General features: G+C 72.5%; 18 protein-coding genes. 9 read left to right on the forward strand and 9 right to left on the reverse strand.

What is annotated here, in order from left to right; genetic code table 11:
- The first annotated feature begins 28 nt into the window (after positions 1-28).
- Entirely contained in the window at positions 29-664 is a 636-nt protein-coding gene (locus OIU81_RS12850; RefSeq protein ID WP_443073978.1) for a TetR/AcrR family transcriptional regulator, read from the forward strand.
- Here OIU81_RS12850 and OIU81_RS12855 read toward each other — a convergent pair.
- The 3 genes from OIU81_RS12855 to OIU81_RS12865 all read right to left on the reverse strand — a co-directional run bounded on the left by OIU81_RS12855 (position 654) and on the right by OIU81_RS12865 (position 5,148).
- A complete protein-coding gene (locus tag OIU81_RS12855) occupies positions 654-2,006 on the reverse strand; it encodes an amidase (RefSeq protein ID WP_329146957.1) in 1,353 nt (450 codons plus the stop codon). The two genes, OIU81_RS12850 and OIU81_RS12855, sit on opposite strands and share 11 nt — an antisense overlap.
- 74 nt (positions 2,007-2,080) lie before the next feature.
- A complete protein-coding gene (locus tag OIU81_RS12860) occupies positions 2,081-3,085 on the reverse strand; it encodes an NADP-dependent oxidoreductase (RefSeq protein WP_329146958.1) in 1,005 nt (334 codons plus the stop codon).
- A 17-nt stretch (positions 3,086-3,102) separates the two neighbouring features.
- Positions 3,103-5,148: a thioredoxin domain-containing protein gene (locus OIU81_RS12865; protein ID WP_329146959.1), complete on the reverse strand. Its 2,046-nt coding sequence runs from the start codon at positions 5,146-5,148 to the stop codon at positions 3,103-3,105.
- Between the two features lie 147 nt (positions 5,149-5,295).
- Between OIU81_RS12865 and OIU81_RS12870 the strand changes: the two genes are divergently transcribed.
- Positions 5,296-8,577: a tetratricopeptide repeat protein gene (locus OIU81_RS12870; RefSeq protein ID WP_329146961.1), complete on the forward strand. Its 3,282-nt coding sequence runs from the start codon at positions 5,296-5,298 to the stop codon at positions 8,575-8,577.
- Positions 8,578-8,791: 214 nt separating this feature from the next.
- Here the strand turns inward: OIU81_RS12870 and OIU81_RS12875 are convergent, their stop codons facing one another.
- Positions 8,792-9,037 (reverse strand): hypothetical protein, encoded by a 246-nt coding sequence (locus tag OIU81_RS12875; RefSeq protein ID WP_329146963.1) that lies wholly within the window; start codon positions 9,035-9,037, stop codon positions 8,792-8,794.
- A 4-nt stretch (positions 9,038-9,041) separates the two neighbouring features.
- Positions 9,042-9,914, reverse strand: a complete 873-nt coding sequence (gene mca, locus OIU81_RS12880; protein WP_329146965.1) for a mycothiol conjugate amidase Mca — start codon at positions 9,912-9,914, stop codon at positions 9,042-9,044.
- Positions 9,915-10,043: 129 nt separating this feature from the next.
- On the opposite strand from mca, the gene OIU81_RS12885 reads away from it, so the two are divergent.
- Together OIU81_RS12885 and greA are read left to right on the forward strand one after the other, a co-directional pair.
- Complete coding sequence (locus OIU81_RS12885; RefSeq protein ID WP_329146967.1) at positions 10,044-10,454, forward strand: DUF4307 domain-containing protein; 411 nt, start codon at positions 10,044-10,046, stop codon at positions 10,452-10,454.
- Between the two features lie 336 nt (positions 10,455-10,790).
- Positions 10,791-11,288 (forward strand): transcription elongation factor GreA, encoded by a 498-nt coding sequence (gene greA / locus OIU81_RS12890; protein ID WP_329146969.1) that lies wholly within the window; start codon positions 10,791-10,793, stop codon positions 11,286-11,288.
- 79 nt (positions 11,289-11,367) lie between these two features.
- Here the strand turns inward: greA and OIU81_RS12895 are convergent, their stop codons facing one another.
- The 3 genes from OIU81_RS12895 to ilvA form a co-directional block, all read right to left on the reverse strand.
- Complete coding sequence (locus OIU81_RS12895) at positions 11,368-12,246, reverse strand: ABC transporter permease (protein ID WP_329146971.1); 879 nt, start codon at positions 12,244-12,246, stop codon at positions 11,368-11,370.
- Positions 12,243-13,331 (reverse strand): ATP-binding cassette domain-containing protein, encoded by a 1,089-nt coding sequence (locus tag OIU81_RS12900; protein WP_329146974.1) that lies wholly within the window; start codon positions 13,329-13,331, stop codon positions 12,243-12,245. The genes OIU81_RS12895 and OIU81_RS12900 overlap by 4 nt, the downstream gene beginning before the upstream one ends.
- Positions 13,332-13,542: 211 nt before the next feature.
- Complete coding sequence (ilvA, locus tag OIU81_RS12905) at positions 13,543-14,706, reverse strand: threonine ammonia-lyase (RefSeq protein ID WP_329155090.1); 1,164 nt, start codon at positions 14,704-14,706, stop codon at positions 13,543-13,545.
- Between the two features lie 324 nt (positions 14,707-15,030).
- Here ilvA and OIU81_RS12910 point away from each other — a divergent pair, with 324 nt between their 5' ends.
- From OIU81_RS12910 to OIU81_RS12920, 3 genes are all read left to right on the forward strand, one after another.
- Positions 15,031-15,531, forward strand: coding sequence for a MarR family winged helix-turn-helix transcriptional regulator (locus tag OIU81_RS12910; protein WP_329146976.1), 501 nt, complete (start codon positions 15,031-15,033; stop codon positions 15,529-15,531).
- A gap of 150 nt (positions 15,532-15,681) precedes the next feature.
- The gene (locus tag OIU81_RS12915) at positions 15,682-16,197 is read left to right on the forward strand and encodes a sigma factor-like helix-turn-helix DNA-binding protein (RefSeq protein WP_329146978.1); all 516 of its coding nucleotides are present in this window, start codon (positions 15,682-15,684) and stop codon (positions 16,195-16,197) included.
- The gene (locus OIU81_RS12920; RefSeq protein WP_443073979.1) at positions 16,194-16,496 is read left to right on the forward strand and encodes a hypothetical protein; all 303 of its coding nucleotides are present in this window, start codon (positions 16,194-16,196) and stop codon (positions 16,494-16,496) included. The genes OIU81_RS12915 and OIU81_RS12920 overlap by 4 nt, the downstream gene beginning before the upstream one ends.
- Before the next feature lie 23 nt (positions 16,497-16,519).
- Here the strand turns inward: OIU81_RS12920 and OIU81_RS12925 are convergent, their stop codons facing one another.
- Positions 16,520-17,671 (reverse strand): cystathionine gamma-synthase, encoded by a 1,152-nt coding sequence (locus OIU81_RS12925; protein ID WP_329146980.1) that lies wholly within the window; start codon positions 17,669-17,671, stop codon positions 16,520-16,522.
- Positions 17,672-17,879: 208 nt separating this feature from the next.
- Between OIU81_RS12925 and OIU81_RS12930 the strand changes: the two genes are divergently transcribed.
- Together OIU81_RS12930 and msrA are read left to right on the forward strand one after the other, a co-directional pair.
- Positions 17,880-19,043 carry a hypothetical protein gene (locus tag OIU81_RS12930; protein WP_329146983.1) on the forward strand — a complete coding sequence of 388 codons (1,164 nt, stop codon included), beginning with the start codon at positions 17,880-17,882 and terminating at the stop codon, positions 19,041-19,043.
- A gap of 157 nt (positions 19,044-19,200) precedes the next feature.
- Positions 19,201-19,902, forward strand: coding sequence for a peptide-methionine (S)-S-oxide reductase MsrA (gene msrA, locus OIU81_RS12935; protein ID WP_329146985.1), 702 nt, complete (start codon positions 19,201-19,203; stop codon positions 19,900-19,902).
- Positions 19,903-20,566: the final 664 nt, after the last annotated feature.

Here is a 20,566-nt window from a genome sequence, read left to right on the forward strand (position 1 = left end):
TCGTTTCCGGGGCGCGAGATGGCCGACAATGCTGCCCATGGCCTCCGCACACCTCTCCCCCACCCCGGCGTCCGGGACCCCGAAGCCCGGGCTGCGGGAGCGGAAGAAGCTCCAGACCCGGCAGGCGATCCGGCGGGCCGCCCACCGGCTCTTCGCGGAGCGGGGCTACGACGCCACGCCGGTCGACCGGATCGCCGAGGCCGCCGATGTCTCACCGAGCACGGTCTTCCGCTACTTCCCCACCAAGGAGGACATCGTGCTCGCGGACGGCCGGCACGCCGTGCGGGAGGCCGGGCTGCGGGCCCGGCCCGCGGACGAGCCGGTGGTCGAGTCGATGCGCCAGATCACCGTCGAGGCGCTGCGCCGGCTCACCGCGCAGGAGCGCGGCGAACTCGTCCAGCGCGTCCGGCTGATCCGTGAGGTGCCCGCCGTCCGGGGCCGCGCGGCGGAGCACACCGCACGGGACGCCGCGGGGCTCACCGCGGTGCTGGCGGAACGCTCCGGCCGCCCGGACGGCGACCCGGAGCTGCGGGTGATCGCTGCCGCGCTGCTGGCCGCGCTCCAGGAGGCGATGCTGACCTGGGTCGAGAACGGTCCGGAGGCTGATCCGGAAGCGCTGGTCCACCGGGCCATGGACGTCCTGGCCCGGGGCCTCACGCCGTAGGGACGGGGCCCCGGGGCGGGGTGCCCGGCGCGGCGTTCAGGACGCGCTCGATCCCGGCCGCCGCGGTCAGCAGCTCCTCGTCCGCGTCGCGAGGGCCGACGAGCTGCAGGCCGAGCGGCAGCCCGTTCGCCGCACACCCCGCGGGCAGACTGACGGACGGCAGACCGGCGTTGCTCCAGGGCAGGCACATGATCGAGCTGCCGGTGGTGGTGAGGTCTGCGGGGGCGGGGCCGGTGGCGGACGGGGCGATCCACAGGTCGATGCCGGCCGCGGCACGGTCCGCCGCGAGCCGCTCGCGGAAGACCTCGCGCCGTTGCCGGGCCGCTTCGTAGGCAGGGTCCCCGATCGTGTGACCCTGCCGGATGGCCGCCGTGGTCTCGGGGCGGTAGAGGTCCCCGAAGCGGGCGAACCAGTCGGCGTGGGCGCGGGCCACCTCGTAACGGTTCATCGTGAACAGCTGCGCCACGATCTGCTCGAAGTCGTCCATCACCGGCACCTCGTGCACGGCGTACCCGGCGGCCCGCAGGAGTTCTCGCTGCGCGGTGAAGGCACGCAGCGCCTCGTCACCGGCGCGCTCCAGATAGGGCCCGGCCGGCACGCCCAGTACGGGGCGCGCCTTCCGCTCCGCCGGGCCCCGCTCCCGCCAGCCGTCGACCAGCACCGAGGCCGCCAGGGCGACACCGGCGACGTCCGTGGCGTAGCAGCCGAGGGTGTCGAAACTCGCGGCGTTGGGGAGCACGCCGTCCACGGGGATCCGCCCGTAGCTCGGCTTGAAGCCGACCACTCCGCAGTACGCGGCGGGCCGGATCATCGAGCCGACGGTCTGTGTGCCGATGGCCAGCGGCACCATCCCGGCGGCGACGGCGGCCGCCGAGCCGCTGCTCGAACCGCCGGGGGTGTGCGCCGGATCGTGCGGATTGCGGGTCGGGCCCGGCGCGGTGACGGCGAATTCCGCGGTCACCGTCTTGCCCGCGATCAGCGCGCCGGCGGCGCACAGCCGGTCGACGACGGTGGCCTGCCGCCCGGCGAGCACCTCGGGCGGCAGCGCCGAACCCGCGCGGGTGGGCAGTCCGTCGGCGTGCACGATGTCCTTGACGCCCACCGGGATGCCGTACAGCGCGGGCCGGCCGGCGCCGTCGCGCGCACCGGTCGCCGCCGTCCTGCGCGCCGCCTCCAGGAGCCGCGTACGCCGACCGGTTTCGGGCACGAAGGCCCGCACCTGCGGATCGACGGCGTCGATCCGGTCGCACGTACGCCGCACCGCGTCGACGGGGTCGTCCGTGCCGGCCCGCAGTGCCGCGGCTTCCTGGACGAGGGTGCGATATCCGAGCAAGGTCGTCACTCCGGCAGGCTACAACCGCCCACCGACAGCTGCCGGGGAATCGCCCCCGGCCCCGCCGCCCCGCCGCCCTGACCTCACAACTCCACGACCACGGCGCCCAGATGACGCCCCTCGGTGAGCTCGCGCAGTGCCCGCGGCGCCTGCGCGATGCCCCGCAGCCGGGCGTGCGGGAAGGTGAGGGAGCCGTCGCGCAGTCCCTCTCCGAACCGCTGGTTCCACTCGGGGATCAGGTCCAGGTGCTCGTACAGGGCGATGCCGCGCAGGGTGATGCTCCGGGAGAGCAGCGAGAGGGTGTCGAGCTCGAGGGTGGTCGTGCCCCCGGGGGAAAGCTGACTGGACAGGGCTCCCACGAGGGCGACCCTCGCACCCCGGTTGGCGACGGCGAGGGCGGCCCGGAGCTGTTCGCCGCCGACGTTGTCGAAGACCGCGTCGAGGCCCTCCGGGGCGGCCTTGCGCAGCTGCTCCTCCGTGGGCTCGGCGCCACGGATCACCACCGCGTCATAGCCGCACTCCCCGATCAGCCGCTCCGCCTTCGCCGGCGATCCCGTACTGCCGATGACCCGGGCGGCACCGCGCAGCCGGGCGATCTGCCCCGCCAGGGAGCCCACGCCGCCCGCAGCTCCGCTGATGAACACCGTGTCCCCGGGGCGCACTTCGGCGCCGCGCACCACCCCCATCCACGCGGTGGGGCCCTGGGAGAGGTAGGCGGCCGGATCGGGCAGCACAGCAGGGTCGAGCCGGTGCGCCCGGTCGGCGTCCAGCAGTGCGAACTCGCGCCAGCCGGAGTGGTGTTCCACCAGGTCACCGGGGGCGAAGTCGGTCCCCGGGGCGGCCACCACCTCGCCGACGGCGGCCCCGTACAGCGGCTCGCCGATCCGGTAGGAGGGCATCGGCACCACGCTGGACTCCTCCATCAGCGTGCGCATCACGGCGGCGACACCCATCACGGTGTTGCGTACCAGCACCTGGCCGGGCCCGGGATCCGGCACCGGCACCTCCACGACCTCGAAGAGGTCCTCGGTGACCGGCCCCCGGGGCCGGGCGGCCAGGTGAACTTCACGGTGTGTGCGCTGTGTCATGCCCCGAGGCCAGAACCTCAGACGTCTCCCCCCTGGAGACGTGCCGTCAGCTCCGCCGGGTCCGTCGTCGGCTGCGCGCAGGTGAAGTGGCGGCAGACGTATGCGGCGGGTGCGCCGTCGACCAGCGGGCGGTCCTGGAGGAGCGGCACCTCGTCCGACCCCGGGGCGCCCGTCGCGACGACCGCTCCCGGGGCCGTGCCGAGCAGTGCGGCACGGTGCAGTGCGGCGGTGGCCGGATCGCCCTGCGGGCCGACGACCGCGACCTCGCGCGGCCCGTCCAGCGCGGCCTCGGCGACCGCGAGGCCCCAGCCGATGAAGCGCGGGGCCCGGCCGGCGAGCGCGGTGACGATGCCCAGGGCCCGCTCCGCGGCGTCCCGGTGGAGGCCGCTGCCGGTCAGCGCCGCGTACGACAGCAGGGCGCCGGCCGCCGCGGTCCATCCGGAGGGCGTGGCATTGTCGGTCGGGTCCTGGGGGCGGCGGATCAGCGCCTCGGCATCGGCCGCGGTGTCGAAGAGCGCGCCGTCCTCGGTGGTGAACTGCAGCAGCACGGTGTCCAGGAAGAAGCCCGCGAACTCCACCCACACACCCTCCCCGGTGACCGAGGCGAGGGTGAGGAAACCCTCCGCGACATTGGCGTAGTCCTCCAGGACACCGGAGTTGGCGCCGGGCGTGCCGTCGCGGGAGGTGCGGTGCAGCCGGGCCCGGCCGTCCATGTGGACGCGGACGAGCAGATCCGCGGCGTCCAGGGCGGCCTGGATCAGGTCCGGGCGGTCGAAGTAGGCGCCGGTCTCGGCGAGCGCGGCGATGGCCAGCCCGTTCCAGGCGGCCACGACCTTGTCGTCCCGGCCGGGGCGCGGCCGCTCCTCACGCGCCGCGAGCAGCCGCCGCCGGACGGACGCCACCCGCTCGTCGTCCACCGGGTCCTCCGCGTGCGGGAGTTGCAGCACCGAGGCACCTTCCTCAAAGGTGCCGTCCTCCGTCACGCCGAAGTGGTCGGCGGCGAACTCCGCGTCCTCCTCGCCCAGTACGGCGCGCAGCTGCGCGGGCGTCCACACGTAATAGGCGCCCTCGGTGTGCCGCCCGGTGCCGTCGGCGCTGTCGGCGTCCAGGGCGGAGGCGAAACCGCCCTGCTCGGTGCGGAGTTCGCGGACCATGAAGTCGGCGGTCTCGACGGCGGTGCGGCGGGCCTCCTCGGAGCCGGTGGACCGCCACAGGTGGGCGTAGGTCCGGCACAGCAGGGCGTTGTCGTAGAGCATCTTCTCGAAGTGCGGCACGGTCCATGTGGCATCCACCGCATAGCGCGCGAAGCCCCCGCCGAGCTGGTCGTAGATACCGCCACGGGCCATGGCCGCGCAGGTCGCCTGCACCATTTCCAGGGCCCCCGCGGAGGCGGTGCGCGCATGGTGGCGGAGGAGGAACTCCAGCACCATGGGCGGCGGGAACTTCGGCGCGCCGCCGAATCCGCCGTGCGCCCCGTCGAATTCGCGGGTCAGGCCCATCAGGGCGGTGTGCAGCTCCTCGGCGCGCGGCGGGCGCCGGTCCGCGGGCAGCGAAGCGCTCAGCGACCGGCCGGCCAGGTCCGCGACGATCCGCCCGGCGACCTCGCCGACCTCGTCGCGCCGGTCGCTCCAGGCGCTGCGCACCCCGTCCAGGATCTGCCCGAAGGACGGCATGCCGTGGCGGGGCTCGGGCGGGAAGTACGTCCCGAAGTAGAACGGCTCGGCATCCGGGGTGAGAAAAACGGTCATCGGCCAGCCGCCCTGCCCGGTGGCGGCCTGCACGGCCTCCATGTAGACGGCGTCGACGTCCGGGCGCTCCTCCCGGTCGACCTTGACCGCCACGAAGTGCTCGTTGAGCAGCGCCGCGGTGGCCGGGTCCTCGAAACTCTCGTGGGCCATGACATGGCACCAGTGGCAGGAGCTGTAGCCCACGCTGAGCAGCACGGGCACGCCGCGCCGGCGGGCTTCCTCGAATGCGCCGGCGGACCACGGCCACCAGTCGACGGGGTTGTCGGCGTGCTGGAGCAGATACGGGGAAGTCTCATGGGCCAGGCGGTTCGGCATGGGGCCATCCTCTCCCAAGGAGACGCGGGGAACGGGGAGCGGAGGGAGTTTTCCACAGGCCTGCCGGAAAGCTCGCGGACGCGGAACACTGTGCGTACGGCGACGATCACCGCCGGACACTGCAGGAACGCTGGAGGGGGAGAAAGCATGCCGGGCTCACTGGCCGTGCTGCGCGAGGACCATCGCGCGGAAGCGGAAGCGCTGTTGACCAGGGCCGTCGAGGAAGAGGTGCGGCGCTCGGGCGGCCGGCTCGACGGCACCACCCTGCTCGGCAGGGGGCGGTCGGCGCTGGAGGAACTGGCCGGCAGCGCCGCCGAGGAGTACACCGCCTACGTCCGGGCGCTGGACGAGGCGGCCGCCGGTCAGCCGTCGCTGAGCCACCGGCTCTCGCGCAAGGAGCTGGGCACCCCGGCGGTGGCGACGGCCGTGGCGGCGGTGGCGGCCGTCAGCACGGACCTGGCGTACGGCACGGGCGCGGGACCGGCGCTGGCCGTGGGGGCCTCCGTGGTGCTGGCGGGCGCGACGGCCACGGTCCTGAAGCTGACCGCGGCCCACATGCCGGCCGCGCACCGGGAGGCCGGGCGGCGCGGCCAGCCCGGTGGCTCGCAGCAGCTGCGGCTGCAGTGGCTGACGGCGCTGGAGGTGCGCGGCGTCCGGCCGTTCCTGGACCAGCAGCGCATGCTGACGGCGGCGGCCCGCGGCAGCGGTGCGTCGGCCACGGCCAAGGGCGGGCAGAGCGGCCGGGGGCCGCAGCTGCGCGGTGCGGACCGCAGCGCGGCGGCCCGGCAGCGGTCCGTGCTGGAGCATTCGTTCTCCCAACTCCCCAGCCCGGAAGGACCGTTCGCCGGACGGCGGACGGAGCTGACGCAGATCGCGCAGTGGGTGCACGCGGCCCGTGCGAGCACGGAGACCAAGCCGACGGTGGTGGTGCTGCACGGCGAACCGGGCTCGGGCCGCACGGCACTGGCGGTGCGGGCCACCCATCAGCTGCGCGATCAGTTCCGTGGCGCGTGCGTGGTGGACCTGCGCAGTGACACCCCCGGCGAGGTGCCGCTGCCGACCCGGGACGCGCTGCTGCATCTGCTCAACCGCCTGGGCGCGCCGCGCGAGCAGCTGCTGTTCCGCGAGCGGCCGTCCCAGGAGCAGCACGTCAAGCGGCTCACCGAGCTGTACCACCAGCATCTGACGGACCTTCCGGTGACGGTGCTGCTGGATGACGCCGCGGATCCGGAGCAGGTGCGCACCCTGGTGCCGGAGCGGTCCGACAGCCTGGTGCTGGTCACCTCCCGCGCTCCCCTGGAGCTGCCCGGGGACCTCCAGGCATGGGTGCATCAGCTGCCGGTGGGTCCGCTGGACGCGGCGGGCACCGAGGAGTTGCTGCGCGCCACCGCCGCGGCCGGCGGCGAGGCGCCGGGCGAGGCGGGCCCCTACGACGCTCGGGCCGTCGACGAGATCGGCCGGCTGTGCGCCGGCCTGCCGCTGGCGCTGCGGGTGGCGGGCTCCTCGCTCGGCCCGCGCACGGCCACCACGCTGGCCGCGGACCTGGCCGCCTACGGGCCGGTGCCGCCGGTGGAGCGCGCACTGTCGCTGCGCTACTTCGATCAGCCCGAGACGGCCCGGCGGCTGCTGCGCCGGCTGGCGCTGGTGGGCCGGGCGAGCCTGGGGACGGCGGCCGCGGCGGCCCTGCTGGGGGTGGCGAACGCGGAGGCGGAGCGGCAGCTGACGACGCTGGTCCGGGCGGGGCTGATCGAGCATGTGCGCGGTGAGCGCTACCGCCTGCACTCCCTGGTGCACAGCTTCGCGCACGACCGGCTGGAGGACGAGGAGGACCCACAGGAGCGCGGCGCGGCCCAGGAGCGCCTGATCCGCGGCTATGCGGAGCTGGCCGACTCGGTCATCCGGCTGGTCGACGGCCGCACGTCCACCCGCGCCGACCGCTTCGGCTCCCACGGCTTCACGTCGCTGGACGCGGCCCTGCAGTGGCTGGACGACGAGAGCAGCTTCATCACCGCCGCGCTGCGCCATGCCGACCAGGGCGTCGACCAGGCGGCGGTCTCGCATCTGCTGGGCGCGCTGGCCGACTACTGCCTGCTGCGCGGTGACCTCTACCGCCTGGGCGAGCTGAGCGAGCTGACCCGGGCGGTCGGCCAGGGGCTGCTGTCCCGCTCGGTGCAGTGGCGCACGGGCATCGCGGCCCGGCAGCTCGGCGAGCTGGACAAGGCGCGTACCACCCTGTCCTCGGTGGTCGATCTCTACTTCGAGGCACAGCATCCGGTGGGCGCGGCCCGTGCCCTGCGCGATCTGGGCATCACGCTCCAGCAGCAGGGCAGTCTCGCCGAGGCCTCGGTGAAGCTCCGTGAGGCGCTGGAGCTGCAGTCGGGCCCGGACATGCACGGCGACCGGGCCTGGACGCTGCACGCCCTGGCGGCGGTGGAGCGGGACCGGGCGCAGCTCGCCGAGGCGCACGCCATGCTGCACGAGGCGCTGGAGCTCCATGAGGAGAGCGAGAGCGTGCACGGCCAGGCGTGGGCGCACTTCCAGCTCGGCCAGGTGTATCTGCGCAGGGGCGAGGTGCCGGCGGCGGAGCGCTCATTGCAGGCGGCCATGGAGCTCTACGGGCGCACGCACGACGAGCGCGGTGAGGCCTGGGCGATGACACAGCTGGCACGTGCCCGCCTGGTGGACGGTGATCCGGGGCTCGCGGTCGACCAGCTGCGGCAGGCGCTACCGCTCCACCACCAGCACGAGGACGCCCGCGGTGAGGCCTGGACCATGTACTACCTGGGCCAGGCCCTGGAGGAGCGCGGCGAGCACGATGCCGCGCTGCGCCAGCTGGAGCGGTCGAGGACGATGTTCAGCCGGATGCAGGACGCCTACGGTCTGGCCTGCGCCCGGCACCATTCGGGCCGGGTCACCCGTGATCTGCGGGCCGAGCAGACGGGCTCGCTGCGCAACAGCGGCTTCGCCCGGCAGCTGCTGCAGGACGCCCGCAAGGACTTCCAGCGGATAGGAGTACCGCACGGGGAGGCCTGGTCCTGCCTGGAGCTGCTGATCATCGATGCCGGCAACGGCCGGGCGGCGCAGGCGCTGGAGCTGGCCGACGAGGCAGCCGGCCTGTTCGCCGGCTACGGCGACCGGCGCGGCGAGGACTGGGCCCGGTTCCTGCGCTGCACCCTGCTGCCGCTCGCCTCTCCGGGCGGTTCGGTGGTGGGCGCCGCCGTGGCGCAGGAGGAGCTGGCACAGCTGGTGCGGGAGAAGCACCCGGCCCGCGATTCCCGGCTGGAGGACTGCGCGGAGACGTTCGCGCTGCTGCTGGAGCGCGGGGTGGAGCCGGAAACGGGGTGGCAGGCATGGCGGCTCGGCATGGTGCCCCACCGCCCTGCGCGCGAGGTCATGGGGGTGGCCGTCACGCCCCCTGACGGGGCATGACGGCGGGTCCGGGCCCCTCGCTCGGGCTCGGGCCCACCGCTCGGTCCCCGGGCCCGCCACGTGGGCCCGGCTCGCCGGCCGCTCGGGTCGGCGAGCCGCCGGGCCGGTCAGCCGGCCGTGTCCATCGGCCGGCCGTCGACCGCTACCCGGTCTTCACGGACCGTCCGGTCCCGGAGGCCCGGCGGTCCGGCATGCGGGGCGGCGGGTACCGCCGTCAGCCGGTCTTCGGCTCGGGTGCCGCGGCGGAGGCCGTGCCGCCGGCCTCGCCGCCCTGGGGCTGCTCCTCGAAGTCCACCTTCTTCATGTGCTTGTTCATTGACTTCATCAGCAGCCACACGGCGCCGCCGATGACCGCGAAGACGATGAAGCCGAGGACGCCGGGGGTCACCTTGTCCTTGTCGAACGTGTCGGCAAGGGTGACGAAGTGCGTCAGGGCGAGGGTGCTGGTCGCGCTCATCATGGGGTCAATTGTTGCGGATGCCCGCGAAGAGGTCGTCCTCGGGGAGGGAAGTGTCCACGAGCGACTTCGCGAGCTCGTACTCCTCCGTCGGCCAGACCTCGCGCTGGAGGTCCATGGGCACCCGGAACCACCCGCCGTCGGGGTCGATCTGGGTGGCGTGCGCGATCAGCGCCTTGTCCCGGATCTCGAAGAACTCATCGCACGGCACGTAGGTGGTCAGCGTGCGCTCGCGCTGCTCGAACTGCTTCCAGCGCTCCAGCCACTCGCCGTACGGCGAGTCCATGCCGCGCGCCAGCAGCGCCTCGTGCAGCGCGATGGTGCGCGGCTTGTTGAAGCCCTGGTTGTAGTAGAGCTTCTGGGGCTGCCAGGGCTCGCCGGCGTCCGGATACCGCTCCGGGTCACCGGCCGCCTCGAAGGCCACCATCGTGATCTTGTGGGTCATGATGTGGTCCGGGTGCGGATAGCCCCCGTTCTCGTCGTACGTCGTGATGACGTGCGGCTTGAACGTGCGGATCAGCCGGACCAGGGGCTCCGCCGCCGTTTCGACGGGCAGCAGCGCGAAGCAGCCGTCGGGCAGCGCCGGCAGCGGGTCGCCCTCGGGCAGCCCGGAGTCGACGAAGCCGAGCCACTCCTGCTTGACGCCCAGGATCTCCCGGGCCTCGTCCATTTCCTTCTTCCGTACCTCGTGGATGTTCTCCTCGATGTACGGATCGCCCTGGAGCTTGGGGTTGAGGATGGAGCCTCGCTCACCGCCTGTGCAGGTGGCGACCAGCACGTCCACCCCCTCGGACACGTACTTGGCCATGGTGGCCGCACCCTTGCTCGACTCGTCGTCGGGGTGGGCATGGACCGCCATCAATCGCAAGTGCTCAGTCAAGACTCGATCCTCAGTGAAGAGCTGGAGAAGATGCCTCCTATAGTGACCGAAGCGGGGGGCGCTGTATTCCCTGGGGCGGGGACCCCCCGGGGGTTAATGGTTCCGGCCCCCCGACCAGGAGAATTGATCATGACCGCGGTGCGTGAAGGGCTCCCCGAAGGACGCTACGGCCGCTCCGCGGACGCGCGCGCGGACCGTAAGCTCAAGATCATCGGCAGTGTCCTCGGCGTCGCCCTGCTGGGGGTGATCGGCTGGTGCGGCGTCTCGTACATCTCCGGTCAGGAGCTCAGCGGCCGGGTGATCGCCTGGGACGCGGTCTCCGACCACGCCGTGAAGGTCCATCTGGAGGTCGTCAAGGACGCCGACGACAAGGGCGTGTGCACGCTGCGTTCGCAGGCCGAGGACGGCACCGAGGTCGGCCGCAAGGACGTCACCGTCGACCGGCGCACGGGCCAGGTGGACACCGAGGTCACGCTGCGGACGACGAAGCGCGCGACCAACGCCGTACTCGTCGGCTGCACGGCCTCCGGCAAGGGCTGACGCCCCCCGGCCGACCGCGCCCGGCCCGCCCGCCCGCCGCCCAGGCACCGGGCCCGGACACGGCACCCGCCCCCTCCCGCATCCCACGCCTCACAGTTCTCGTCCCGCCGCAACCGCACCCCTGGCCACACGGCGGCCGGCCGGCCTCCCGCTCGCCGGCGGGGCGTGTCGGAACCGCCTCTGAGCAGGGATGATGTGATCCTGTGCGGCCACTGTGAAATTCCTCTTCCCCGTTTTGTGCCGGAATTGTTAGGCTCGTGGTTTCGCCCACCTGTGAAGGCGCAAACCTTCCTGGTAGGGCGTTTGATTTATCCCCAGTACCGACGAGGAGCACCTGTGACCCAGACCAGCGAGAACGTCACCTGGCTTACCCAGGAGGCGTATGACCAGCTCAAGGCCGAGCTGGAGCACCTGTCTGGTCCCGCACGCGCCGAGATCACCGAGAAGATCGCGGCGGCCCGCGAGGAAGGTGACCTGAAGGAGAACGCCGGGTACCACGCGGCCAAGGAAGAGCAGGGCAAGCAGGAGCTTCGCGTCCGCCAGCTCACCCAGCTGCTGCAGACCGCGAAGGTCGGCGAGGCCCCCGCCGCGACCGGCATCGTCGCTCCCGGCATGGTCGTCACCATTGCGTTCGACGGGGACCCGGACGACACGATGACCTTCCTTCTGGCCTCCCGGGAATACGCGAGCTCGGACATCGAGACCTACTCCCCCCAGTCGCCCCTGGGCACCGGTGTGCACGGCAAGAAGGTCGGCGCCGAGGCGGAGTACGAGCTCCCCAACGGCAAGAAGGCGGCCGTGAAGATCCTCGACGCCAAGCCGTACACGGTCTGAGTCGCGAGGCGCCCCCACACACGGAGAAGCGGCCCGGAGTGTGATGCTCCGGGCCGCTTCTCCGTGCCGTGCGCCCTGCTCAGGCCGTGGCCGAGCGGTACTTGCGGACGGCCAGGGTCCGGAAGACCACGATGATCAGGACGGACCAGATCACCGAGGCCAGCACGGGGTGGTCCATCGGCCAGGCGCCGGTCACCGACTTGGGCACCCCGTCGATGGTGTTGCCGAACAGCAGCCGGGCGGCGGCCACCGTCGCACTGAACGGGTTCCACTCCGCGATGTGCTGCAGGAACGCCGGCATGCCGTTGACCGGGACGAACGCGTTCGAGATGAAGGTCAGCGGGAACAGCCAGATCAGTCCGCCGGACGTGGCCGCCTCGGGCGTGCGCACCGTCAGGCCGATGAGCGCGCCGATCCAGGAGAACGCGTACCCGAGCAGGAGCAGCAGCGCGAAGCCGGCCAGCACCTCGGCGAGGTTCTCGTGGGTGCGCCAGCCGATCAGCAGCGCGACGACCGCCAGCACCACCAGCGTCAGCGCGGTCTGTACGAGATCGGCGAGGGTACGACCGGTGAGCACCGCCCCGCGGGACATCGGCAGTGACCGGAACCGGTCGATGAGTCCCTTGTGCATGTCGTCGGCGATGCCCGCACCGGCGCCCGCCGTGGCGAACGTGACCGTCTGCGCGAAGATCCCGGCCATCAGGAACTCGTGATACGCCTGGGCGTCGCCCACCGGGGCGCCGGGGACGTTGATGGAGCCGCCGAAGACATACGTGAACAGCACCACGAACATGATCGGCTGGATCAGCCCGAAGATCACCACCTCGGGGATCCGCAGCATCCGGATCAGATTGCGCTGGGCCACGACCAGGGAGTCGCGGACGGACCGGCTGACGCCACCACGTGGCCGCGCGGTCCGGACCGGGGCGCCCCCGGCGGCTTCGGTCACCGTGGTCACTTCACACCTTCCCTGTCGCTCGTCGCACCCGCGTCCGCGCCGGCCGTCGCGGCGCCGCTCCGGCCCCGCTTCTGCCGACCGACCGCGCCGCCGTCCGCGTCGGTCCGGCCCGCGCTCCCGTCGCCCGCGCCGTCGTCCGCCGCGTCCTCGGCGTGGTGCCCGGTCAGCGAGAGGAACACATCGTCGAGGGTCGGACGGCGCAGCCCGATGTCGTCGATCTCCACCCCGCGCAGGTCCAGTTCGCGGATGACCTCGGCGAGCAGCTTGGCGCCGCCCGCCACCGGGACCGTGAGCTTGCGGGTGTGCTGGTCGACCGTGCCCTCGCCCTTGCCGAAGCCGCGCAGGACCTCGTCGGCGACGGTGAGGTGCTCGGGGGCGTGCACCACGACCTCGACGCGCTCACCGCCGGTGCGCGCCTTGAGCTGGTCGGCGGTGCCGCGGGCGATGACCCTGCCGTGGTCGACGACGCAGATGTCGTGCGCCAGCCGGTCGGCCTCCTCCAGATACTGGGTGGTGAGCAGCAGGGTCGTGCCGCCCGCGACCAGCTCCTGGATGACGTCCCACAGCTCCTGGCGGTTGCGCGGGTCCAGGCCGGTGGTCGGCTCGTCCATGAACATCACGGGCGGGCTGACGACCAGCGCGGCCGCCAGGTCGAGCCGCCGGCGCATACCGCCGGAGTAGGTCTTGGCGATGCGGTCGGCGGCCTCACCGAGGTGAAAGCGCTCCAGCAGTTCGACGGCCCGCCGCTTCGCCTCGCGGCCGCCCATCTGGTAGAGCCGGCCGACCATCGTCAGGTTCTCCCGGCCGGTCAAGTACTCGTCCACGGCGGCGAATTGGCCGGAGAGGCCGATGGACCGCCGCACCTCGTCCGGGTGCGCGAGGACGTCGATGCCGGCGACCACCGCCTTGCCGCGGTCGGGCCGGAGCAGGGTCGTCAGGACCCGTACGGCGGTGGTCTTCCCCGCGCCGTTCGGGCCGAGCATGCCGAGGACCGTTCCTTCGGGAACGTCGAGATCGACGCCGTCCAGTGCTCGCACGTCGCCGAAGGTCTTCACGAGCCCTTCGGCGTATATGGCGCCTGGCATAGGGATACTCCCATGGCTTGGGTCAGTTCCAGGTCGAATATTACGGTTGGCGGCTTATGCCTGCCTTGTGGCATGGGTACGCAACGGACACCACGACGCACCGGCGCCCCCGCATCCGCGATCGTACGCCCACACGCGATACATCGCGATACAAATGCTCCACCTCCGCGGCCGCCGGCTCACCCCACGGCGTGCACGCCCCGCCGCCCGCTCACTCCGCGACGACGTACCCCGCCTCGCGCAGCGCTGTGCGAACCTCGTCGCAGTGCGCGGGGCCCTTGGTCTCCATGTGCAGTTCCACCTCGACCTCGGTCAGGCCGAGCTGCGGATCCGTCCGCACATGCCCGACGTCGAGGACGTTCGCGTCGACCACCGACAGCACCCCGAGCAGCGCCGCCAGCGCCCCCGGCCGGTCGGTGAGCCGCAGCCGCAGCGAGAGATAGCGTCCACCCGCGGCCATGCCGTGCCGCAGGATGCGCTGGAGCAGCAGCGGGTCCACGTTGCCGCCGGACAGCACGGCGACGACCGGCCCCTCGAAGGACTCCGGGTCGGCGAGCAGCGCGGCCACCGGGCTCGCCCCGGCCGGCTCCACCACCAGCTTCGCCCGCTCCAGGCACAGCAGCAGCGCGCTGGAGAGCTGGTCCTCGGTGACCGTACGGACCTCGTCCACCAGCTCCTCGACCATCCCGAAGGTGACCTCACCGGGGCGGCCCACCTTGATGCCGTCCGCCATGGTCGACAGCCCCTCGATCGCCACCGGACGCCCGGCCGCCAGCGACGGCGGATAGCAGGCCGCGCCCGCCGCCTGCACCCCGACGATCTTCACGTCCGGCCGCAGCGCCTTGACCGCGAGCGCGAGCCCCGCGGCCAGACCGCCGCCACCGATCCCGACGACGACCGTGCGCACCTCCGGGCACTGCTCGAGGATCTCCAGGCCGACCGTGCCCTGCCCGGCGATGATGTCGGGGTGGTCGAAGGGGTGGATGAAGACCGCGCCGGTCTTCCGCGCATGCTCCTGGGCGGCGGCCAGCGTCTCGTCCACCACCTGACCGTGCAGCCGCACCTCGGCGCCGTATTCGCGGGTCGCGGCGACCTTCGGCAGGGGGGCGCCGACGGGCATGAACACCGTCGAGCGCACGCCCAGCAGGGACGCCGCGAGCGCCACGCCCTGGGCGTGGTTGCCGGCGCTCGCGGCCACCACACCGGCCGCCCGCTGCTGCGCGGTGAGCCCGGCGATCCGTACATAGGCGCCACGGATCTTGAAGGAGCCGGTGCGCTGGAGGTTCTCGCACTTGAGGTGGACGGGCGCGCCCACCAGCCCGGTCAGATAGCGGCTGCCCTCCATGGCGGTGACCCGGGAGACGCCGGAGAGCATCTTGTCCGCGTTGCGTACGTCATCGACCGTAATTGCGGGAAGCGGGGCCGCGGCGGAGCCCTCTCCCGAGGAGGCGGCGGAGGGCTCGTGCGACGTACGCGGCGTGTGAGCGGCCATGCCGCCAGTCTTACAGTTTGCCCACCTGAGGGCCTTTTCTGTCCGGCTGTCAGGACGGCACGGGCGGCCGCGCGCCCCCGGGCACCGCACGGCCGCCCGGGGGTTACGGGGCGTTATCGGAATGGACCGCACGGGTACGCCCCACGCCGGGTCCGCGTACGCTGTCCTCCCATCCATACGCACATCCACCGAAGCGAGCTCCCGGCCATGCCCACCTCTTCGGACATGACGACCCATACCGACCCCGCTCTCCTCGACGCGCTGCAGCACCAAGTGGCCGTCTTCGCCCGCCGCGCCGAACAGAGCCGGCTCGGCGGCGTCGGACAGGCGCGCAACTCCATGGACCGCGCCGCCTACCTGCTGCTCAACCGCCTGGACCAGGAAGGCCCGATGGGCGTCAAGGCCCTGGCCGCCGGTATGGGCATCGACTCCTCGACGGTCACCCGCCAGGTCGCCCCGCTGGTCGACTCCGGGCTGGTCAGCCGCGCCACCCACCCCGAGGACGGCCGCGCCGTGGTGCTCCAGCTGTCCGAGCGCGGCCACGCCCGCCTGGACGAGGTGCGCACCTCGCGCCGTGCGCTGATGGCCCTGGTGACGGAGGAGTGGTCCGAGGCGGAGCGCGAGGCGTTCACCACGCTCCTGACGCGCTTCAACACCTCGCTCGCCGACCTCACCACGTCCCTGACACCGGCCGGCCCCGCGTCCTGACCGACGGCCTGAGCATCGCCCTCCCCGTCCCCGTGAGCGTCCCCGCCCCGCCCCCGTGACCGGCCGTGCGCGTCACGCCTCTTGACCGGGTGGCCGCACTGCCGTGCTATAGGAGCCCAGGGGTCGGGTGTCCGTCATCCGGGAGGCGTGGTGCGAGAGCGGCGACCGGCGCAGGAGCGCCGCCGCACCCGGGAGTTCGAGTCGTTCGTGGCCGGCGCCGGGGGCCGGCTGCTGTACGCCGCCACGCTGCTGACCGGCGAGCCGGCCGCCCGTCCCGCCCCGGCCGCCGAGGAGTTGCTGCTCTGCGCGCTGTCACGGACCTACGCCGCCTGGGACCGGCTGCACGGCGACGATCCGTACGAGCGCACCCGCCGTGAGCTGGCCGCCCGCTTCGCCCGTACCGCCCGCCGGCACCGCCGGCCGCGCGGCGGCCCGCTGGACCGGCTGTCCCCCCGGGAGCGTCTGATCCTCGTCCTGCGGCTGTACGAGGACGTGCCCGAGGAGCTGACCGCGGCCCAACTCGGCCTGCCCGCCGAGCGGGTGCACGCCCTGTGTCTGCGCGCCGTCGCGGACCTGCGCAGCCGCCGGCGCCCGGAACCGCCGCCCGCCCCGGCCCCGTCCCCGGCCCCGTCCCCGTCGCCGTCCCCAAAGACCTCGGCCCCATGAGCCTCTCGGGTCTCCCCGGCAGCCCCAACAGCCCTGAAAGTCCCGACAGCCCCGGCCTCCCGGACCGCAAACAGGCCGAGGTGCGAAGAATGCTGGCGGGCCCGTATCCGCTCGTCCCGCCCGCTCTGGCGGCCCGCGCCGCCGAGCGCGGCCGCCGGCTCCTGGCCCGCCGCACCCTGCTGCGCCGCCTGGGCTGGCTGCTCGCCCTGTGCGTGCTGGTGACGCTGCTCTTCCTGGCCACGGACCGGCCATGGCTGCCCCCGCCCACCCACACCACCCCTCCCGTGGAGGGGTGGTGAACGGCGGGGGCGCGAGGGCTCCGTCAGCCCAACGCCTGCGTGAGGTCGGCCAGCAGGTCGTCGACGGACTCGATGCCGACCGAGAGGCGCACCAGGTCCGCGGGGACCTCCAGCAGCGAACCGGCCGTCGAGGCGTGCGTCATCAGCCCCGGGTGCTCGATCAGCGACTCGACGCCGCCGAGCGACTCCCCGAGGGTGAACAGCTTCGCGCGGTTGCAGACCTCCACGGCGGCCTGCTCGCCGCCCGCGACCTGGAACGACACCATGCCGCCGAAGGACCGCATCTGCTTCGACGCGATCTCGTGGCCCGGGTGCTCGGCCAGCCCCGGGTAGTAGACGCGGGTGACCTTGTTGTGCGAGGTCAGCAGGTCCGCGATACGGGCCGCGTTGGCGCTGTGGCGGTCCATACGGACGGCGAGCGTCTTGATGCCGCGCATCACCAGCCAGGCGTCGAAGGGGCCGGCGACCGCGCCCATCGCGTTCTGGTGGTAGGCGAGTTCCTCACCGAAGGCGTCGTCGTTGACGACGAGGGCGCCGCCGACCACGTCCGAGTGTCCGCCCATGTACTTGGTCGTGGAGTAGACGACCGCGTCCGCGCCGAGGGCGAGCGGCTGCTGGAGGTACGGGCTGGCGAAGGTGTTGTCGACGACGAGCTTGACGCCGGCTTCCCGGGCGACGCCGGCCAGCGCCGAGATGTCGCTGATGCCGAGCAGCGGGTTGCTGGGCGTCTCCACCCAGATCGCCTTCGTACGGGGCCGCAGGGCGTCGCGAACGGCATTCGGGTCGGAGGTGTCGGCGACCGACCACTCCACGCCCCACCGCTCGACGACCTTGGAGATGAGACGGAACGTTCCGCCATAGGCGTCGTTCGGGATGACGACATGGTCGCCGGGGACCAGCAGGGTCCGCAGCAGGCAGTCCTCCGCGGCGAGGCCGGAGGCGAAGGCGAGGCCCCGGCGGCCCCCGTCCAGGGCCGCGAGATTCTCCTCCAGGGCGGTACGGGTCGGATTGGCGCTGCGGCTGTACTCGTAGCCGCCGCGCAGCCCGCCCACGCCGTCCTGCTTGTAGGTGGACACCTGGTAGATGGGCGGTACCACCGCGCCGGTGACCTCGTCGGGCTCCTGACCTGCGTGGATGGCAAGGGTTTCAAAATGCTGTGGGTGTTGTTCGCTCATGCCGCCGAGGGTAGTCGGCCGCGCGACCGAACTTTTCGGAACTTTCTGGTTGGCTGGATAGTGGATACATACGAAGGACCGCATGCCCCTTCCCGCCCCTCCCGCCCGCCGCACCGGTGACCACCCACCGCACCGGGAATCCCCGGCGGTCCCGGCACGTTGACCCTCCAGGCAGCCGTAACAAGAATTTCAGGTACAGGACACCCACATGGACGCTCTGCTCCTTCTCCTCGCCGCGCTCGCGCTCGGCGGGTTCGTCTTCCTGCCCTGGATGCGCCGGCGCCGGGCCGTACAGGACACCCGGCGCGGCCTGGTGGCGGCCGCCGACCCGATGGCCGGATACGGCTTCGTACCGCTGGAGGAGCTCGACGTACGGCTGCCGGGCCCCGATGAGGAGCTGGACGAGGCGCTGGCCGAAATGCGCCGAACACACGACTGGCGCCCGGCGGCCGCACTGCTGAAGTCCACCGGCGACGACTGGGAGCGCCGCTGGCAGCGGGTGCAGACGCTGGCCGGCGCCGCCGCCTTCGAGCTGGCCGCGCAGGAGGCGAGCGAGGAACAGCGGCGCGGTACGGCACCGGGGTACGGCGACGGCGGCCGCACCGGCGGGATCTGGCTGCGCACCTGGCGCACGGAGGCACCCAAGGATCCCGGTGGCGCCCAGACCCACGCCCAGTTCCTCGTCCTCCAGGCACTGCGCGATCCCGGCTCGCAGGACTTCCGCATGATCCTGGAGGAGGCCCGTACGGTCTGCCGGGAGGCGGCGCTGCTCGCCCCGGGCAGCCCCCTCCCGTACATCATCGAGCTCGCCGTCGCCCGCGGCCTCGGCGACCGCGCCGCCGACTACGAGGAGCTGTGGACCAAGGTCGCCCAGCGCGCGCCGCAGCACATGGGCGCACATCTCGCCGCGCTCCCCTACTGGTCGCAGAAGTGGCACGGCTCCCGCAAGGAGGCCGAGGCCTTCGCCGAGCGCGCCGCGGCCGGCGCCCCCGCCAAGACCCTCCTCCCGGCCCTCCCCCTCTTCGCGGTCTACGAGCACCTCCCCGAGGCCAACATGGTCCGCAGCCTCTACCGGAGCGAGGTCGTCGAGCGCGCCATCGAGGGCGCCCACTTCGCCCTCCGCGAGGCCCCCGCCGACCACCCCATGGCCCCGCACGTCCGCCATCTGCTCGTCTGGTTCCTGGTCCGGGCCGAGCGCTACGCCGAGGCCATGGAACAGCTCCGCCTGGTGGACGGCCATGTCGGCGCCGTCCCGTGGTCGTACGGCCACAGCCCCGCCGCCGAGTACGCCGCCTACCGCGCCCTGGCCGTCGCGGGCTGGGAACAACTGGGCGGCAACGCGGCGGGCTTCCCCCCGGCGGGGCCGCAGTAGGCCGTGCCCCGGGGGGGAACAGCCCCCACCCACGATCCCCACCCACCGCGGGGCCGGAATACCCCCGCCCCCTTCAGCGTTCCTCCCACTACCGCTACGAACGCCGAGTGCCGCTTCTTCGCCCAGCCCGCCCAAGCCAGCCCAGGAGCCTGATCTCATGCTCTTCTCCCGCTTCAAGACCCACCTGCCCACCCCCGAGGAAGCGCTCGAAGGCCGCCCCGAGCGGACCTTCGCCGTCCCCGACCGGCACACCGTCCTCGGCAACCCGCTGCTGGGCCCGTACCCGGAGGGTCTGGAGATCGCCGACTTCGGCCTGGGGTGCTTCTGGGGCGCCGAGCGGAAGTTCTGGCAGACCGAGGGCGTCTGGACGACCCTCGTCGGCTACCAGGGCGGCCACACCCCGAACCCCACCTACGAAGAGGTCTGCAGCGGCCACACCGGCCACACCGAGGCCGTCCGCGTCGTCCACGACCCCGCCGTCGTCCCGTACACGACCCTCCTGAAGCTCTTCTGGGAGTCCCACGACCCCACCCAGGGCTTCCGCCAGGGCAACGACGTCGGCACCCAGTACCGCTCGGCGATCTACACCCACTCCCCCGCCCAGCAACAGGCCGCCGAAGCCTCCCGCGACGCCTACCGCACCGTCCTCCACAACGCCGGCCACCCCGACATCACCACCGAAATCCTCCCGGCCGACCCCGCCCGCCCCTTCTACCCGGCTGAGGGCTACCACCAGCAGTACCTCGACAAGAACCCGACGGGGTACTGCGGGATCGGGGGGACGGGGGTCAAGCTAAGTGACCCATCCGTGGGCGGCTCGGGCTCGTGTCCAACGGGGATCGCGCCCGTCGAGGACTGACCTTGGGAATCTCGGCCGGAACAGGGCGTACGGAGTAACACCCCGCTTGGCATGGATGACATAGCCAGCAAGTCCCGCAACCAGCACGCATTCGCCTACTTGCGCCGTTTTCCAGCCAAGGAGGCAAAACCGTACAGACGGCGGGAGCAGACCCACCAAAATGCAGGCCATGGCAACCTCGGGGGCAGCAGGAAAAGGGCTAGGTGGTCTGGGCAAGTGGTGGGGGGTCCTAAGTGGCCTTCTACTGATCGCCGCGTGGATCAACCATGCGGCAGGACCAGTCGTGGTGATCGCGCTTTCAGCAGTCACTACCGCGTGGTGCTTCTTCCGAGCCCCTGTTACGTGTGGTGCTCCGGTCCGAGGGCACGATGACGGCTGCCGGAACAACGCTTCGGGGCTTCTCATGGGATGTGCACAGGTCCGCCAGCACCGCTGGGGGAAGCTTAAGGAGTTGGTCCTCCGACGCCAGCTACGCGCCTTCTGCTCAGGCCTGTTCTCGGACGGCAAGGCCATCATCGTCACGCTCGCAGGCGTAGGGAGCTTTGTCTCCGGCCTCGTCGCCCTTGTCCCAGGCATCGTCATCCACTGACCGGCCGAGCCAATCACGGGGCAACACACCCCGTTAGGGACGGGGGCAAGCAGCTAAGTGCCCCTTCCGGGACGA

The sequence above is a fragment of the Streptomyces sp. NBC_01454 genome, from assembly GCF_036227565.1.
Classification (GTDB): Bacteria; Actinomycetota; Actinomycetes; order Streptomycetales; family Streptomycetaceae; genus Streptomyces.